Origin of the sequence: Saccharothrix sabaoui, assembly GCF_051756985.1 — a bacterium.
In the GTDB taxonomy this organism is placed as follows: Bacteria; Actinomycetota; Actinomycetes; order Mycobacteriales; family Pseudonocardiaceae; genus Actinosynnema.
On the sequence record NZ_JBPKJK010000014.1, the window covers coordinates 25477 to 42813 of the forward strand.

Genomic DNA, 17337 nt, shown 5'->3' on the forward strand with positions numbered 1-17337 from the left:
AGCTGTCGGTGGACCTACGTGTCCTGGGGCCCGTCGAGATCCGTGACGGTGACGACCGGCCTGTCGCGCTACGTGCCCGGTTGGACCGGATGCTGCTGGCGGCCCTGCTGATAAAGCCAAACCAGTGGGTCTCGGTAAGGTCGTTGATCAGCAGGATGTGGGAGGTCGACGCCCCGCCGCAGGTCAAGATCGGCGACTACCGCCGGGATTTCGGCAAGTACCGTCGTAGCCTGCGCCGGGCGTTGGAGACCCACGGCGACGGCGCGGCCCGAATCGAGTCGACCGACGAGGCCGTCGTCCTCAAAGTCGATCCGGACCGGGTGGATCACGTGAGGTTTCAGCGGCACCTGGACATCGCTCGCCGTGAGGACTCGTCGCAACGCGTCGCGGACGCGGCACGTGCGGCACTCACCGAGTGGCGGGGGGTGGCGCTGCAGGGACTGGGGGACAACAGTTGGGTGAGCGCATCCCGCGAGGCACTGGAGCTACAGTGGAGCAACGCATGGCAGCTGCTGATCTCCGCCTACCTTGAGCAGGGACATCCACAGCGCGTGCTGGACGAGATCAGTGAGCCGCTGGCTCGCCGGCCCTTCGACAAGGCGCTGGTGGAGTTCCGGATGGAGGCTCTGCACCGGGTCGGACAACGTGGCGAGGCTGTGTCCGTCTACGACAAGTTCGAAGCCCTCCTGCGCGGGTCGGACCGCGGCGAGCCGGGTACCGAACTCCGGAACCTGCGCGACCGCATCAAAGCCGATGACCCTTCGCTGAACACTCCTGCCCCTCTCGACTCAAGGGGTGGGGTGGTGACACTGCCCGCTCGGCCGTTGCTGGTCGGACGTGAAGCGCAGGTCGAAGAGTTGGTGCTCCTACTGGAAGACAGTGATCCCGCACCTGCGCCGGTACTGACGGGCCTGCCCGGCGTGGGCAAGACCTCCCTGGCCATCCACGTCGCTCACGAGGCGCTCAAGCGGTCCAGGTTCACCGATGTGCTGTTCCTGGACCTCCAAGGCTATTCACCGTTCCCGATCCTCCCGGAGGACACGGTGCCCGCGCTCCTGCGGCAGATGAGTGTGTTGAGCGATCAACCAGCCGGGATGCGACACAACTACGTCGTGTTGTACCGAGAGACACTGAATCGTCATGCCCAAGCGGAGAGACGGATCCTGATCGTCGCCGACAACGCGGCCTACACCGAGCAAGTCGAGCTTCTACTGCCTGACTCACCGCCTCACAAACTGTTGGTCACATCTCGTAGCATACTGGGCAATTCGCGCGTCAACCTGCGACCGATTCCGGTCGATCTTCCATCGACGGAAATTGCAATAAAGCAACTGGACCAACACCTGCGCCGCGCCCGTCCAGGAGACGACCGGATCGCCAGATCCGCGCAGGACGCCGCGAAAGTCGTGACGCTGTGCGGGTTTCTCCCCCTGGCCCTTTACATCAGCGCCGCGAGACTGGTCGAGGCCCCTGCGCTGTCGGTAAAGCAGCTCGCCGAAGACCTCACCGATGCCGGACAGCGTCTCGGTACCCTCTCCCGCGACAGCACATCCTCGGTCGTGGTCGCCTTCACCCTGTCCTACGACAAACTGCAGCCCCGCACCGCCCGGATGTTCCGGCTGCTGGCGCTCAACCCCGGTGTGCAGACCGGCAGCAGCGCTGCCGCCGCCCTCAGCGGCCAACCGCTGGGAGAAACCCGTAACCTGCTGCACGAACTACGCCGCGCCCACCTTCTGGAGGACGGCATCGACTACGATTGGTGGCGCTTTCACGATCTGATCGCCCTCTACGCTCGACAGCTCGTCGAGTCCGATGATTCCGAGACCGAACGCGACGATGCCTTCGCCCGCCTCGTCAACGAGTACGCTGCGGCCACACGCGCCGCAAGTGATCGACTCGACGCGCACGGTGCTCCAGTAGCCGGACCGAACAGGTTCTCCAGTCGGCGTGAAGCGCTGGACTGGCTCGACATCCAGCACAGCACCCTGGCCGCGACGGTCGACCGTGCGACAGAGGTCCACGACGCGCTCGTCCTCGACATCGCCGCGCACCTCGCCGGGTACCACGAGCTCCGACGGTACTCGGAGGAATGGATCGCGCTGGGCACAACGGCCCTCCATGCGGCACAGCGCACCTCCGACCGACACGCGCAGCGCACAGCACACAGCAACCTGGGCCGTGCGCTGACGGATGCCCGACAGTTCGCGGACGCGGTCGGCCACTATCGGCAGGCCCAGCTGATCGCCCAGGAAATCGGAGACCGTCCCGGGGAAGCACGAGTCCTCACCGACCTCGGAGACGTCCATCGCAAGACACGTCGGTTCGATGACGCCATCGCTTGTTACCGTCGAGCTATGGCGATCCGACGCGGCGTCGGAGACCGCCGCGGCGAGGCCCTCCTGTGGCACGACCTCGGCACCACCTACGGGCAGATGCAGCGACCCGAGGAGTCCGTCTTCTGCTACCAACAAGCCATACGGGTGTTCCGCGGGATGGGTGATCGCCATGGCGAGGGGCGCGCCTCGCACCACCTCGGCGTCGCCCACGGCATCATGCGCCAGGCAGAAACCGCCGTTGGATGCCTTGAGAAGGCACTGCGGCTCTACCGCGATCTCGGAGACCGTCAGGGCGAAGGTCAGGGACTGTACGAACTCGGCGTGGTGCACGGGCAGCAGGGTCACTACATCGAGGCGATGAAGGCGTACGTGCAGGCAGTAGAGGTCCTCCACGAGGTGGGGGACCGCTATGGCGAGGCATTGGCGCTGCGTGCCCAAGGGGAGATCCACCACGCTCAACGCAGCCCGGTGCAGGCACGGCAGCGGTGGAACGAGGCGCTGGCGCTCTTGGTCGACTTCTCCGATCCGGAAGCACACGCCCGGACCGAGGAGGTGCGCCGATGGTTGAACGCGGTACAGCTCTGACACCGCGCCGCTGATCGTCCTGCGCAGGCGCGGGTCGGTGCTGCCGTGACTCGGGTGTTCGTCGGGCGAAACTGGAGTCATGAGCGACGCGACGAGCACACACAACGAGGTCGGTGATGTCGGCGGATCGGTGGTGCAGGCCGCCACGATCCACCAAGTGGTGTTGCCACAGCAACCGGCACGCCGCATCCCGCCCAGGGCCCGGCAGATACCTGCTGTCATCGGCGACTTCACCGGCCGCGTCGGCGAAATCGCCGAGCTGGACACCCTCCTGGACCACTTGGAGCACGAGCGCCCGGCACCGACGGCGGTGGTCACCGGCATGGCCGGTGTCGGCAAGACCACCTTGGCCGTGAGCTGGGCACATCGGGTCGAGCGCCACTTCCCCGATGGGATCCTGTTCGCCGACCTCAGCGGCCACGGTCCCGGTTCCCCGCTCGCCCCCGGTCGAGTGCTGGCCTCATTCCTGCAGGCCCTCGGCACCCCGGCGGACCAGATCCCGACGGACCCCGACAGCCAAGCCGCCCTGTACCGGTCCTCGGTGGCCGGTCGACGCGTGCTGGTCGTGCTCGACAACGCCGCCACCGCCGACCAAGTGCGCCCACTGCTGCCTGCCGCAGCAGGCTGCCTGGCCGTGGTGACCAGTCGATCAGCGCTCACCGGCCTGGCGATCACCGGTTCCACACACCGGGTGGCGCTGGGCCTGCTCACCTTCGCCGAGTCCACCGCCCTGATCCGGTCGATCATCGGCGCCACTCGCGCGGACGCCGAGACGGACGCGGTGAACACCCTGGTAGTCGTGTGCGCCCGATTACCGCTGGCGTTGCGGATCACCTCCACGCACATCGCGGTCCGCCCGCACAGCAGTGTCGCCGATACCATTGCCGACATCCGGGAGAACTCGGACCCGCTCGACGCCTTGAGCGCGCATGACGACGAACGCAGCGCCGTCCGTACCGTGTTCGACTGGTCCTACGCGCGCTTGTCGCCCGCTCACGCTCGCACCTTCCGCCGGCTCGGACTGCACCCCGGCGTCGAAGTCGGAGTCCACGTCGCGGCGGTACTCACCGACACGAACGTCGTCACCGCCTACCGGCACCTGGAAGCGCTGGCGGAGCGTCACCTGGTCGAGCCGGTCGGACGCAAGCGGTATCGAATGCACGACCTCCTGCACGCTTACGCCGCACACCGCGCGGCCCTCGACGAGACCGAACCCGAACGCGGCACCGTCGTCTCCGACGTACTCGCCTGGTACGCCCACACAGCGATCACGGCCGACAGAATGCTGTTCCCCGCCAACCCATCACTGGTAGTGGATCCGGGCGAGACGACGGCACCGCTGCCGCTGACCGATCGCGATCACGCCTTGACATGGTTGACCAGTGAACTGACGACGTTGCAGACGGCGCTGCGCCAGGCAGCGGAACGAAGGCTGCACCAGGCGACGATGGGCATAGCATCCTCGATGCGCTTCCTGTTCTTCCGCCCGCGCTCCTACTGGCCCACACGGGTCTGGGCCGAATCGCTGGCGGTCACCGCAGCGCACGCCTGCGGTGATCAGACCCTCGAAGCAGGGTTTCTGCTGCGTCGAGCCAACACCCGTCAGCAACTCGACCACTGGGAGAAATCCGACGTCGACCACTATCAGGCGATCGAACTCGCCCGATGGCTCGCCGACCACGGCCTGCTGGGCGACTCGCTGACCGGCCTCGGCCGCACCCGGGTACTCCAACAGCGCTTCGCCGATGCGGAAAGATACTTCCGTGAGGCTCTGCCGCTGGTGAAGGGGCGACGAAACGGCTATGTCGAAGCCGTCGTGCACTCCAACCTCAGCATCGTCCACGCACGATGGGGCCGCTTCGACGAGGCGTTGCAGCACGCCGAACTCGCACTGGAGTTCCGCCGCACAGCCGGTTCGCCAGCGGGAATCGCCTACGGCCTGCACCACCTCGCTGTAGCCCGGCAAGGCAGCGACGAACACGATATCGCTATCGAGCTGTGCCGGCGTGCTGTTGCCCTCCACCGCGCCGAGGCGGGGGAACAACAGCACCTGGCGAGCGTGCTCGAGACGATGTCGAGGTCGCTGGAGCACAAAGGTGACCTGGCCGGCGCCGAGAGCTGCCTGGCCGAAGCGATAGCGATCCTCACCGACCTCGACCAGCCACGCGCGCAGGACCTACGCAGGAGACTGCGGACCGTGAAGCCTCCCGCGTAGGTCCGCTCGTCACTGGACCGTCTTAGTGCAGCGGGCCACAGGCCCGACACCGAGGGCTGGGCTCAGCCACGCCGCGGGCGACGCATTCGTCCAACGTGACCAGGTTGAGCCCGTACTCGCGATTCGCCGGCAACGCCGGCACCCCGGTGATCAGGCTCATGACCGCGTGTGCTGCCAGGTGACCGGTGATCCCGGCCGTCACCGCGTTCACCGCGTGTTGCCTCGGCTGCCTCGTTACCGCCGGCCAGGGCGTGCGGACTGGCATCGGCGTTGGCCGTGTCTTCTGCTCGGCGTACAGGCACTCGTAACACGGTCCACTGCCCGGCCGGTACAGCCCCACGATGGCCTGTGGTCCGTGATAGCCCCCGTGCACCCAAGCCGTGCCGGTTTCCAGGTAGGCCCGATTGGCCCACCGTCGGATCACCGACGGTCTGTCCGCAGCCAACAGGACCACGTCGAATCCCTCGGCCAGAGCTTGAAGAGCCGCCAAGCTCCCGACGACGGCTCGCTCACCTGTGACCACGACGTCGGAGTTGTGGGCACGCAGCCTCTCGACCGCCACATCGACCTTGAACCTGCCGACGTCCGCGTCAGCGAACAAGACCTGCCTGTTGAGGTTCGACAGCTCCACCATGTCCGGCTCGACGCAATGCACACGCCCAACGCCCGACATCACCAGAGACAGCGCCGCGGTGCTTCCCACACCGCCGATACCGACGACCAGGACCGCCGCTCGCTTCAACAGCAGTTGCACGTCCCAACTCGTGCGCCGTGGTGTGCGGTCCATCCAGCGCCACAACCGTCGTCCTCGGTCGTATCGTTTCCATTCCGCTTCGGACAGCTCCCCAGGAGCCACCTCGGCGGCGTCCTCGACGTAGCCGGCGCGGATCAGGTCGCTGATCGCAGCCCGCACGTCGCGTTCGGACCTGTCCGGGAAGACCCGCCGCATGTCGTGAGCTACCTGATCTACCGTGCGCTCTCCGTCGAGCGCCGTGATCAGCGCGGACACCCAGCCATCCGGGTCCGCGATGGCGGAATTGATTCCTCGCACGGTACCGCCGATCCTGATACGACCGTCACCCAGCTGTACTGGATAATGCTCGGCCTTTACCCGAGGGTGCATTCTTCTCCTGTCTACGATTGGAGGTCGTCGCCGCTGAAGGTCATCGGCTGTTCGATTTCAAAAAACTCGATCACGAATTTCCCGACCTTCCCGCAGACATTCGACCTGTGGCCTGCAGGCAGTGACTCTCGCTTAGGTCGGGAGACATGTCGTCGCCGATCGGCGAGGAGTGGAAAGACGGCGTTCTCATGCAATCCCTCTCGTGCTCGTCAGTGAGAACACGAGCATCGCTGGCCGGTTGGGACACCAGCCGGGACAGATGCCGGGACGCGAAGCGGTTTAGAGCGGCCGAACGGGTGAAGTTAGCCGCAGAGGGCGCTCTGCGTCGGGATGCCCGAGGTGGAGGTGGTCGAAGGGGCTCGTGGAAGGCGGTGGAATGGCCGTCAAGCCGGCCGGTACCTCGTCCGGCGCGTGGCGGGAGCTCCGAGGGTGCGGTCTGTGCCGGAGCTGTGAGCCCACCTCTCGAATGGGTTGAAGCCACCATGCGGGACAACGAGCCGTTTCTGAGGGCCTACGGCGTCCGGAAACAGGAACGATGGAATGCGGGTTTTGGTCGGACCGGTACCGCGACGGCGGCACTTCACGGGGGGCGCTGCTGTTCTAGAGTTGGCGGCCGACAACGCCGGAGCGCCCCTGTTCACGCAGGGGGAACGAACACGCCGCCGACCCACCAGATTCACTGGCGGACCACCCACTCGCGCGGGGAGCACAAGTACGTGGCGCAGCTGCGCCTGGCCCTGGAGGGGCACTCGCGCTCGCGCGGGAAGAACACCTTTTGACCAGTGATTTCATAGGCTGAAGAGCGCGTTTTTATTCGATTCGTTCCAGTCTCGCATACTGATGGCCGTCGGCCCAGGGGGTCGTGTTCCCCGCTGGCGCGGGGAACATGACAGCCTCGAAGGGCGAATCGACCTGGAGGGCGGAACCCTCGCTCGTACGGTGGCACAGCTGGTAGGAGACCGGTTGACGTGGATTCGCCGACTACCCTCGCTCGAGCGGGAAAGACGCCACGCTGAGCAGCTGCACAGTCTGTGCGGGCGGGACCTATCCCCGCTCATACGGAGAAGACCTGGTCGCCCACCTCGACCTCGTCGAGCACGATGGACCATCCCCGCTCACGTGGGGAAGACCTGGGGATCATCTTCGGTGCAGTCGTAGCCCTGGGGCCACCCCTGCTCGCGCGGGGAAGACGCGCCGTCGACCTGCTCGGCTGGTTGCCGCGAGGACCACCCCGCTCATGCAGGGAAGACTTGATCTCGAATCGGGTCAGGCGCATCAGGCGCGGACCACCCCCGCTCGCGCGGGGAAGATAGCGTGCATGCCGTGGACAACGAGTACGACTACGGACCATCCCCGCTCACGCGGGGAAGACCACCTCTTGAGCTGCGACGTTACAGGTCGCTGCCTGTGTTTTCATTCGGTTCACTGCGGTCTCGAATCTTGACACAACGACCTTCCGCACGTCACATCCAGACCGTCTTGCGATCATCGTAAGCTTAGTGGTGCGCTGCCTGACGGGTTCGAGGCCGATAGAGCTGGCTGGCGAGGTGGCCGCCTATAGTCCGACGCCACTGCTCTGGTCGCGCATCGAACGCTCAGGCTCTAACGTGAACGCCATAGGCCTCGAGGGTCGGAAGAGTCCGCTCGTGTGGAGAACCCCCACCCGGCCTGGGCGGGATCGAGCCGCAGCGGGTCGCCTCAGGCCCGCCCAGGGGGTGCCGTCGGAGCGACGTCGGCCGCGCGTCATGTGGGTCCTGGAAGTGAGGCCGTGGTGTGTCGCCCGTTCGGAGGGTGGCCTCTGCTGCGCCGCATGGTGTAACTGTTGTGGTCCGCATGCCGTACTTCACGGTGGTAGGGAGTCTCGTCATGTGCCAGCCACACTCCGGACCGGCCGGGGCCGATGTCCGATGAGCCTGACTACGCGAGGGCTGTCGACAAGCTCAACGCGTCCAAGGCCGCGGTCGCCCAGGCCAAGTCCCTGTGGGACGACTACTTCATGCTGCTGTACTACAGCCTGACCGGGACCCTCCAGGGCGACGCTGAACAGCTTTCCGAACGGAACAAAGCAATTTGTGCGGGTTTCGACGATTTGACCGGCACGATCGACTCGAAGATCGGTTGGGTCCGGGCCAGGGCGCAGATCGCCGCGACGCTCAGGGCGTCGAGGACGAAGAAGGCGGCCATGTCGCGGTTGGCCCGCTCGTCGACCGGTTCCGCCGCGCCGGTCTCGACGACCACGTCTACATCCGGAACCGCGCCCATAGCCTCATCCGCGCCCACGACAGCGGGCATGCCCTTCTCTGCGGCGGAGCGACAGACCGGGCGTCCGGTCGCCGGGCAGTCGGCATCGACCGGCACGGGCACCTCGGCGTCGTCCCAGAGCGGGAATGCTCGCGTGCAGGGCCGGCGTGGGCAGGAGTTCGAGAACGTGCATGGCGACCGGTACCCAGCGGCCGCGGCCGGGTTGGCCGCCAGCCTTCCTCCGCGTGTCGTCCCGAACAGCGGGAAGCAGACGTACGGCGTGCTCGCGCTCGGAGGCGAAACGAGAGGACTCGTCTCGGGAGGCCCCAGTGACGACATCGCGGTGGCGGCGACCAAGGACATGCTGCTGTCGCAGGGGTACACCACCGCACAAGCCGACTACCTGAGGTTTCATGTCGAGGTCAAGGCCGCGGAGTTGCTGTCGCACATGCCCGAGGTCGACCATGCCACGATCGCGATCAACTACACCCCGTGCGGTGTCGAAATCAACGCCGACCGGCGCACCACGTGCGACAAGGTGTTGACGCCGATCCTCACCCGGCTCGGCAAGTCACTGACCGTCCACGGCACCATGCAGGACAACCAGCCGTTCACGAGGATCTACGGCGTCCGGAGAGAGCAGGCATGATGGGCAACGACACCCCCGATGTCGCCCTGGAAGAGGCCCGGTCGACCAACTGGACCGGCCTGGACGTCGTTCGTCGAGCACCGGACCTCGACGGGTTCCTCCGGGTGCGCGACGACGAAGGCCGACTCCGGCCTGTGGAGTGGGCGATCTTCGCGGGCGAGCACGACGACACCTATCCGACGATGGTGTTCGGGGTCGGCCCCGAGCGGGGTTTCCTGCGCTGGTACGGCGATCGTGACGACATGCAGGTGCCCGCCGGGACCGAATACCGCGATGGCGGCACATCGTACTGGCGAGGATGGCAGGAACAGGTCTGCAACCCGGGCGAGGAAATCCCGGTCGGGACGGTGCTGGAGGCGGCAGCGCAGTTCGTGGCGACCGGCATCCGACCGACATGCGTCGAGTGGATGCCCGAAGCCGAGGTGCCCGACCTGCGCACGCCGGGCGGCGCGCGACGGCGGCAGGACCGCGACCCCCAACTCCAGTCGTTCCTCGCCGGCGTGGAACTTCCCGCCGAGTTCGCCGAGGTCCGCGCCACGAGCGTCGTGGACATCGCCGGACGCGAGGCCCGCCGGACAGTCCGACTGCTGGTCGCGGCGAGCCACGGTGCCGACAAGGGCCGGGCCTGGCGGCTGGTCCATGGTGACGACCTGACCGCGCCCTACCTGGTGGTGGGACTGCGAGGGCAGCAGGCCGCGGTCGTGTGGGTGGAGCCGGGAGGCGGGAACTTCCTCCCGGCCGACGGAGTCGGGGACGAGCCGAAGCTGTTCGGAACACACGACAGCTACCGGGTGCTGCCCGCGGGTGCGGAGCTGCCGTGGGACACCGTGCTCGACATCGTCGAGGAATTCACCGCCACCGGTGACCGGCCTGCGTGCGTGGAGTGGAAGACCACGGACGAACCCGCCCCGCTCGTTCCGCGGTCGATCGGCACCACGGTGTTCCTCAGCTACGCCGGGCGCTACGACCACGCGGACCTGGTGAACCGGCTCTTCGACGTCACCGCATCCGGGAACGCCGGCCGGGTATGGTTCCTGCGCCACGGGGAGGATGACCCGAAGCAGCCCTACCTGGTGTTCGGAGTGGGGGACGGGGTGGGTGCGGTGGAGTGGGTCGAGCCGGACGGGCGGCGGCTGGTCCCACAAGACGGCACGAACGACACGCGAATGGTGTTCCACACCGCCGACGGCGGACGACACATCGTGCCGGAACTGGCCGTCAGGGACCTGGACGGGGCGCTGGCGGTAGCGGCGGAATACCTGCGCACTGGACAACGCCCGACCGGTGCGCGCTGGCGATCGGGGCAGGACATCGCACACGGCCCGGTGACAGGCCTGCCGCAGGAGTCGCTGGAGGCCATGGACGCCATGACCGGCATGCTCGCCGAACAGACCGAGATCGACGTGTCGGACCTCGGATCGCCCACCGAGCTGATGACCATGCTGATGGCGGCCAACATGCGGCTGGTCAACGACACTGGGCGTATCTGGTTCCTCAGCCACCGACGTGACTCGTCGCGCCTGGCCATCGGGCTGCGTGGCGAGTTCGGCGCCTTGGAGTGGACCAGGGCTGGCGAGTCCACGCCCAAGGTGCCAGCGGATGGCCTGAACACGAAGCCCGTGCGCTACTACACCGTTGTCCTGGCCCCCCACTGGCTGGCACCCGGCGCGGAGATTCCAGTGGACCGGGCAGTGGAGATCGCCGGCCGGTTCGTCGACAGCGGCGACCTGTCGACTGCGCAGCTGTGGACGTCCGTGCCGCAGCACGTCGGCAGCGGCGGGCCGCTCGGAGAATGAGGGAGTCGCCTGCCGCAGTGCGTGGTGCATGCCTCGATCGTGTCGGTCGACCCTGCGGGCTCGACGGCCACGATGCTGTCATGGACGACTCGGGGGCGCAGGTACCCGAGACAGTCGGAGCGGGCGGATCCAACTGGTCGTCGCAACGCCTCTGACGATGGGAGAGACAGACCGTCTGAATCGAGTACCACCTCGAAGAACGGGCCACTCTCGCGTGCGTAGAAACAGGAGACGCGTCGCAAGATTTCAAGGCGCTGTGGAACACCCCACCCGCGCGGGAAGACCCGGTCACCGCGGTAATGAGAGCCGGGTCAGTAGGACCACCTCTGCTCGCGTGGGGAGCGCATCAGTTGCGCGAGCGCCGCCGGGTGCCGCCTGACGGACCATCCCCGCTTGTGAGGGAAGACCGCCGCCTGGTCGATGGTGAAGGTGGGCTTCGACGAGTTCCGCGTGTTGCAGGCGGCGGTGGGCGAGGTCGAACGGCGGTGCGGCATCACATTCTCAGCTGTGTTGGCCGTCGCCGACACGGTCGTGGTGCCCGAGTCCTTCAACCGGCGGACGCCACCGGACGTGCTGGAGGACATCCGCTGGTGACCGGACCGTGGGCGCTTGGGGTGCGGGTTCTCAGCGGCCGGCGTGGGCCGCTTCCGGGACTGCGTCGAGGGCGTCGAGTTGTCGCTGTACGCGGTCGGCGTCGGTGTCGCGCCCCATCTGCCGGTACAGCCGCAGCGCCTCCTGCCACGCCGCGCGGGCCAGGTCGGTCCGGTCGAGGGCGGCGTGGGGGTGGCCGAGGCGGTCGAGGGTGCCGGCGGTCTCGTAGGTGTCGCCGAGGCCGCCGTAGAGGTCGAGGGCCTGCTCGTAGTGTTCGATCGCCTGCCGGTGGCGGCCGGTGTGGTGGTCGATCCAGCCCAGGCTGTCCAGGGTGGCCGCCTCGCCGTTGGGGTCGTGTTGGTCGCGGTGCAGGACCAGGGCGGCCCGACAGTGTTCGCGGGCGGTGTCGTGGTCGCCGCACCGGGCGGAGTACCACCCCACCGAGTTGAGCGCGATGGCTTCGCGCACCCGGTCGCCCAGGACGCGGTGCAGGTCCAGGGCGCGCCGGGCGTGTTCCAGCGCGCGGTGGTCGTCACCTCGCCGTTCCCAGACCAGGGCGAGGGTCTGGTGGATGAGGGCCTGCTCGGCGGGGTCGTCCGCGCGCTCGATCAGGGCGAGGGCCTGGCGCAGGTGCCCGGTGGCCGCCTCGTGGCGTCCCAGTCGGGAGTGGGCGCGGCCGAGGCGCCGGTGGGCGAGGGCGCGGGCGCCGAGGTCGGGCAGCCGCGTGGTGGCGTCCACCGCCGCCTGCCACGAGGCCAGGTCGTCGTGCAGGCGTCCGCGCCGGTCGGTGAACGTGCTGAGCACCCCGGCAAGCTGCCAGACCACCTCGTGGCGGTCCTGGTCGGCGGCGGTCCGCTGGGCGGCCAGGACGTGCGCGTGTTCGGTGTCCAGCCAGGTCATCGCTGCCGCTTCGTCGGTCGGCGCGAGGGGACGCGAGCCCGCCGCGGGCGGGGCGACCGGGACCGGGGTGCGGCGCGGGTCCAGGACGTGGGCGGCGGCGTGCGCGGTGTGCAGGTAGAAGTCGACCACCCGGCGCAGTGCCGCCCGCCGGACCGGCTCGGCCAGGTCGCGGGCCTCGGCGGTGGCGCAGGCGCGGACGAGGTCGTGCATCGCGTAGCGGCCTCGCGCATCGCGCTCGAGGAGCGAGGCGTCCCGCAACGCCCGCAGTACCCGGTCCGCCTCGGCGGGGGAGCGGTCGGTGAGACCGGCGACGGCCTCGGGACCGGTGTCGGGTCCCGGTGCGACGCCGAGCAGCGCGAAGACCTCCCGCTGTTCGGCGGTCAGGTGGGTCAGCGACCAGGACAGCACCGCGGGCAGGCTGGCGGACGGATCGTCGTCGGCGAGCGAGCCCAGGCCGGACTCGCGCAGCTCGGCGACGACCCGGTCCAGCGGCAGCCGGGGTTCGGCGCGGGCCCGGGCGGCGATGACCCCCAGCGCCAGCGGCAACCCGCCGCACATCCCGATCAGCTCGGTCACCGCCCGGTGCTGGTCCGCCACGCGCGCCGCGCCCAGCACGGAGACCAGGACGGCGTGCGCCTCGGCGTCGGTCAGCACGTCCAGGGACAGCGGCCGGGCGCCGTGCCGGGCGACCAGCCCGGGCAGCCGGTGGCGGCTGGTCACCACCACCGTGCAGTCCGCGCCGCCGGGCAGCAGCGGGACGACCTGGTCGCTGGTGGCGGCGTTGTCCAGCACGATCAGCATCCGCTTGCCCTTCACCAGGCCGCGGAACAGGGCGGCTTGGGCGTGCGGGTCGACCGGCAGGCGGTGCGGCTCGACGCCCAGCGCGTCGAGGAACCCGCGCACCGCCGTCGACGGCTCCATCGGCGCGCTGTCGGGGCTGAAGCCCCGCAGGTCGACGAACAGCTGCCCGTCGGGGAACCGCTCGGCGTGCCGGTGTGCCCAGTGCAGCGCGAGCCAGGTCTTGCCGATCCCGCCCGTGCCGGCGATGGCCGAGATCACCACTGTCGTGGTCCACGCCTGGTCGAGCAGGGCGGCGTCGAGCAGGTCCAGCTCCTCCCGCCGGCCGACGAACGACGCGGGCGCGTCGGGCAGCTGCCGGGGCGTCACCGCCGCCACCGCCCGATCTGCCGCCACCGCCCGATCTGCCGCCACCGCCCGATCTGCCGCCACCGCCCGATCTGCTGGCGCCGTCCGGTCTACCGGCGCAGCGGTGGAGTGTTCGCTGTCGGTGTCGTCGCGTTCGGGCCTGCCGGCCAGGGACGGGTCGTCGGCCAGGATCAGCCGGTGCAGCTCGCGCAGCGCGGCACCGGGGTCGATGCCCAGTTCCTTCACGAGGTGATCCCGTGTGCGCTGGTAGTGGGCCAGGGCGTCGGCGGTGCGCCCGGCTCGGTGCAGCGCCAGCAGGTACTGGCCCGCCGTCCGCTCGTCCAGGGGGTGCTCGACGGCGCGCGCCGCGAGTTCGGCCACCAGCCCCGCGCCCCCGCCGAGCGCGAGCCGCGCGTCGGTGAGGCCGCTCTCGGCCGCCAGGCGTTCCCGGTGCAGCCGATCCCGCTCGGCCGCCACCCAGTCACCGCTCAGACCGGCCAACGCCTCCCCGTGCCACAGCCCCAGCGCTTCCTCCAGCAGCGCCGCGGCCCGCCGGCCGTCCTCGGCGAGGGCACGCGAGCGCAGGTCGAGGAAGCGGTGCAGGTCGATCGCCGACGGCCGGACCGCCAGCGAGTAGCCGCCCGCGCGCCGCACGACGACCGCGCCGTCCGCGTCGAGCACCCGGCGCAGCCGGGACACGTAGTTCACCAGCGTCTGCCGCGCCCTCAGCGGCGAACGCTCCCCCCAGACCCGGTGGATCAACCGCTCCACCGAGACGACCTGCCCGGCGTCGACCGCCAACGCGGCCAGCACACACCGCTGCCGGGCCGGCCCCAGGTCCACGACCGCGTCGTCCACGAGCACGGACACCGCACCCAGAAGATGGAACTCCACCGACGCACCAACCCCGTGAAGCTGTGCCATGCGGACCACGAAACCCCGTTGACCTGCGCATTGTGCGAAGTCGCGACTAATTCATACGAACGGCCCCAGACGATGGTCCCGTTGCCGCCCGACCTGCGGGTGGCGCAGGACGACAGGAAGAGAGCCACGATGAGGAAGACGAACACCCTGGCCCGGACGCTGGCGCTGCTGTTCCTGCCGGTGCTCGCCGCGATCTCGCTGGTGACCCCCGCGGGCGCCACGTCGAGCACCCCGGCGCGCTGGCTGACGGTGGCGGCGGACGGCTCCATCTCGGCCGCGGACACCGGCTCCCCCGTCGCGCCGCTGGCGCTGCGGACCTACATCAGCAACGAGACCAACGTCAAGATCGGGGTGTCCCAGTACGACAACTCCCAGGACTACACCCACCTCCTGGCGGCCCACCGGCGCACGGACGACGCCCCCCTCAACTGGGAGCAGGCCGCATCCTTCTACGTCGGTGGCGGGTACTGCCTCGACGTCTGGATCTTCTGGAACGGTTCCTGGCAGTACGGGACCACGGTCAGAGGCTCCCGCGAGTACCTGATCGACCAGAGCGTCATGCGGTGGGCGGTCAAGAACCTCCGGAACTGCTGACGGCCCTGCCCGGCGACACGGGGTGGTCTTCACCGGTGATACCGGGGGAGACCACCCTCCCGTCATGCCCTTGACGAACGACATCCGTTTTGCTGACCCGGCCCGTCATCACCGAGGGACGCCGGATCTCGGTTCGAGGGCCTTGCGACGGAACTCGGATGCGTGCCGCCGGGGCATCATCGATGTCCTCCGGGCAGTTGAAACGAGTGATCACCCAGCAACTCGATTCCGAACGACCAGGGGAGGATCAGTGCGGACCACCCCCGCTCGCGCAGGGAGGACGTACGACATCGAGGTGCCGGGCGGATTCGGCGCGGGACCACCCCTGCTGGCGCAGGGAAGACAGGGTCGGCCGGTTGCTCGCTCATGATGCCGCCGGACCATCCCCGCTCGCGCGGGGAGCACGCGCTGATTCGGCGGAAGAAGTTCGCGCGTGCGGACCATCCCCGCTCGCGCGGGGAGCACACTTCTTGACCAGTGACTTTACAGATCGAGGAGTGCGTTTTCATTCGGTTCGTTCTAGTCTCGTATGTCGGTGAGTGTTGGCATACGCGGCCAGGGCCGACAACATCATGACCACGCCAACCGCCACCGCTTTTTGATCTCTGTATTGGCGTATCTCCAGCGTGACCACCCTGCGCAATTCCGCTGACCCGCCCGCCCGGCAACACCGGTCGACACCACCGAACGCGACCCAGCAGGTGCACGAGCTCGTCCCACAGCTCCGGGTGTACCTGCCGTGGCCGCGCGCGCCGATCGCCAACGCCACCCTGCCGACCCGTCTCCGCCGCCAGCAGGTGGACCCGTGATCTTCCGATTGGCCGCCGATGTGCGGCGCCGGCCGGGGTGGCCACGACTAGCGTTGATCATCTACGCGGAGAGGCGGCGACCATGACAGATCCCTACGGGAACAACGACGACGAGGACGAGGCGAGCAGCGCCAGTTTCGACCGATCCTCGTCCGAGGACGACAGCGTGCCGATCAGCTCTGATTCGGACGACGGGACCAACTCGGAGGAGGAGCCCCAGTTCCAGGAGGCGGCCAGGCGGATCAGGGCGCAGAAGCGGAAGAACTCCGACGACGACAGCGCCCGGCAAGTGAAGCGCGCCAAGAAGGCGGCAGAGGAACAGGAGGACGAGGCCGCCGCCAACACGGAGGCGCAGTCCACGCTGGCGGACACGCAGGGCCGCGGCCGGGTGGTCATCAAGCCCGCCGCGACCACCGTCATGACGCTCGTCCACCTCGTCCCGCCGGCGTACACACCCTTCGCCCTCACGCCGGCCAACCTGCACCCGGGCGGCCAGTCCGTCACCTGCACCCTGGGGCCGGCCGCGTGGCGGTCCACCAACAGCAACGCCCAGTCGACCACCTCGCTCCCCTGCCTCGTCCAGATCAAGGCGGCGCACCCGCTCCGGACCTTCTACGCCGGGCACCTGCTCAACGCCCAGTTCGGCGGGCCGAGCACCAGCACCAACATCACGGCCCTCACCAGCGGCGCGAACACGGCGCAAAAGGCCTTCGACAACCACATCGTCAACGCCCTCGGCCACCTGCAGGCGGTGTACACCGCACTCAACGACGTGGGTGTCGACGTCCTGCTCCTCGGCTACGGGATCCAACTCACCATCGTCATGAGCCCCGTCAAGTGGGCCGGCCTGTCGCCCAACGACTGCATCTCGACCGGGATGACCTGCACGGCGTTGGTCGTCAACCCGCCGAACGTCGACGCCCTCGTCGGCGCCGTTTACCCGACCGGTCAGGGACTGCCTGCCTACTGGAACATCACGAGGCAGGGCATCCTCGACGGCATCCAGGCGGTCCAGGACGAGGTGACCACGGCGAACCTGAACTCCAACATCAACAACACCTGATTTCGCCGTGATCCGGCAGGTCCGCAGCGAACACGACGCCGCGATCCGGCTGTGCGAGCAGGTCGTGGCCGTCTACGTCGAGCAGGATGGAGCCGAGGCCGACCGCGCCGATCCGCTGAATACCCTGGCCTGCTCGCTCGACGCCACCGGCCGGCGCGGCCTCGCCGACGTCTGCCGCGCTGCCGGCCTGTGCGTCAACCCCGGACCTGCCGCCCTGCTGATGGCCGCAGCAGGCTCACCGGGACTGTAAAATGAGTGGCTCCGGCGCACTTTCGGTGGTTACAGTGAGTAGCCAGTCGGTTCGTGATCCTGTGATGGATGCCGATTCCCTTGTGGGGAGGGCATTTCCGGACCATCGGTTCCGG

11 protein-coding genes are annotated in these 17337 nt (G+C 68.5%); 9 read left to right on the forward strand and 2 right to left on the reverse strand.

All coding sequences use genetic code 11. The annotated features are described in order from the left end of the window. Window positions 1-8 precede the first annotated feature (8 nt). A complete protein-coding gene (locus ACR807_RS06705) occupies window positions 9-2921 on the forward strand; it encodes an AfsR/SARP family transcriptional regulator (protein WP_438920334.1) in 2913 nt (970 codons plus the stop codon). Window positions 2922-3000: 79 nt separating this feature from the next. After that, window positions 3001-5136, forward strand: a complete 2136-nt coding sequence (locus ACR807_RS06710) for an ATP-binding protein (RefSeq protein ID WP_438920335.1) — start codon at window positions 3001-3003, stop codon at window positions 5134-5136. A 22-nt stretch (window positions 5137-5158) separates the two neighbouring features. Here ACR807_RS06710 and ACR807_RS06715 read toward each other — a convergent pair whose 3' ends face one another. Further along, window positions 5159-6145 carry a HesA/MoeB/ThiF family protein gene (locus ACR807_RS06715; RefSeq protein WP_438920336.1) on the reverse strand — a complete coding sequence of 329 codons (987 nt, stop codon included), beginning with the start codon at window positions 6143-6145 and terminating at the stop codon, window positions 5159-5161. 2014 nt (window positions 6146-8159) lie between these two features. Here ACR807_RS06715 and ACR807_RS06720 point away from each other — a divergent pair. The 3 genes from ACR807_RS06720 to ACR807_RS06730 all read left to right on the forward strand — a co-directional run bounded on the left by ACR807_RS06720 (window position 8160) and on the right by ACR807_RS06730 (window position 11539). Then, complete coding sequence (locus tag ACR807_RS06720) at window positions 8160-9149, forward strand: DddA-like double-stranded DNA deaminase toxin (protein WP_438920337.1); 990 nt, start codon at window positions 8160-8162, stop codon at window positions 9147-9149. Continuing rightward, window positions 9149-10945, forward strand: a complete 1797-nt coding sequence (locus ACR807_RS06725) for an Imm1 family immunity protein (RefSeq protein ID WP_438920338.1) — start codon at window positions 9149-9151, stop codon at window positions 10943-10945. Before ACR807_RS06720 ends, ACR807_RS06725 begins: the two co-directional genes overlap by 1 nt. Before the next feature lie 429 nt (window positions 10946-11374). Then, window positions 11375-11539 carry a hypothetical protein gene (locus ACR807_RS06730; protein WP_438920339.1) on the forward strand — a complete coding sequence of 55 codons (165 nt, stop codon included), beginning with the start codon at window positions 11375-11377 and terminating at the stop codon, window positions 11537-11539. 30 nt (window positions 11540-11569) lie between these two features. Here the strand turns inward: ACR807_RS06730 and ACR807_RS06735 are convergent, their stop codons facing one another. After that, the gene (locus ACR807_RS06735) at window positions 11570-14476 is read right to left on the reverse strand and encodes an AfsR/SARP family transcriptional regulator (protein ID WP_438920340.1); all 2907 of its coding nucleotides are present in this window, start codon (window positions 14474-14476) and stop codon (window positions 11570-11572) included. Window positions 14477-14635: 159 nt separating this feature from the next. On the opposite strand from ACR807_RS06735, the gene ACR807_RS06740 reads away from it, so the two are divergent. From ACR807_RS06740 to ACR807_RS06755, 4 genes are all read left to right on the forward strand, one after another. Then, window positions 14636-15100, forward strand: coding sequence for a hypothetical protein (locus tag ACR807_RS06740; protein WP_438920341.1), 465 nt, complete (start codon window positions 14636-14638; stop codon window positions 15098-15100). A gap of 626 nt (window positions 15101-15726) precedes the next feature. Then, window positions 15727-15909, forward strand: coding sequence for a hypothetical protein (locus ACR807_RS06745; RefSeq protein WP_438920342.1), 183 nt, complete (start codon window positions 15727-15729; stop codon window positions 15907-15909). An 82-nt stretch (window positions 15910-15991) separates the two neighbouring features. After that, a complete protein-coding gene (locus tag ACR807_RS06750; RefSeq protein ID WP_438920343.1) occupies window positions 15992-16972 on the forward strand; it encodes a hypothetical protein in 981 nt (326 codons plus the stop codon). A gap of 7 nt (window positions 16973-16979) precedes the next feature. Further along, entirely contained in the window at window positions 16980-17222 is a 243-nt protein-coding gene (locus ACR807_RS06755) for a hypothetical protein (RefSeq protein WP_438920344.1), read from the forward strand. Window positions 17223-17337 lie beyond the last annotated feature (115 nt).

What these genes read in the sequence shown, in the direction of transcription:
- ACR807_RS06710 (WP_438920335.1), top strand. Translation starts at nt 3,001, where the DNA reads ATGAGCGACGCGACGAGCACACACAACGAGGTCGGTGATGTCGGCGGA.
- ACR807_RS06720 (WP_438920337.1), top strand. Translation starts at nt 8,160, where the DNA reads ATGTCCGATGAGCCTGACTACGCGAGGGCTGTCGACAAGCTCAACGCG.
- ACR807_RS06725 (WP_438920338.1), top strand. Translation starts at nt 9,149, where the DNA reads ATGGGCAACGACACCCCCGATGTCGCCCTGGAAGAGGCCCGGTCGACC.
- ACR807_RS06740 (WP_438920341.1), top strand. Translation starts at nt 14,636, where the DNA reads ATGAGGAAGACGAACACCCTGGCCCGGACGCTGGCGCTGCTGTTCCTG.
- ACR807_RS06750 (WP_438920343.1), top strand. Translation starts at nt 15,992, where the DNA reads ATGACAGATCCCTACGGGAACAACGACGACGAGGACGAGGCGAGCAGC.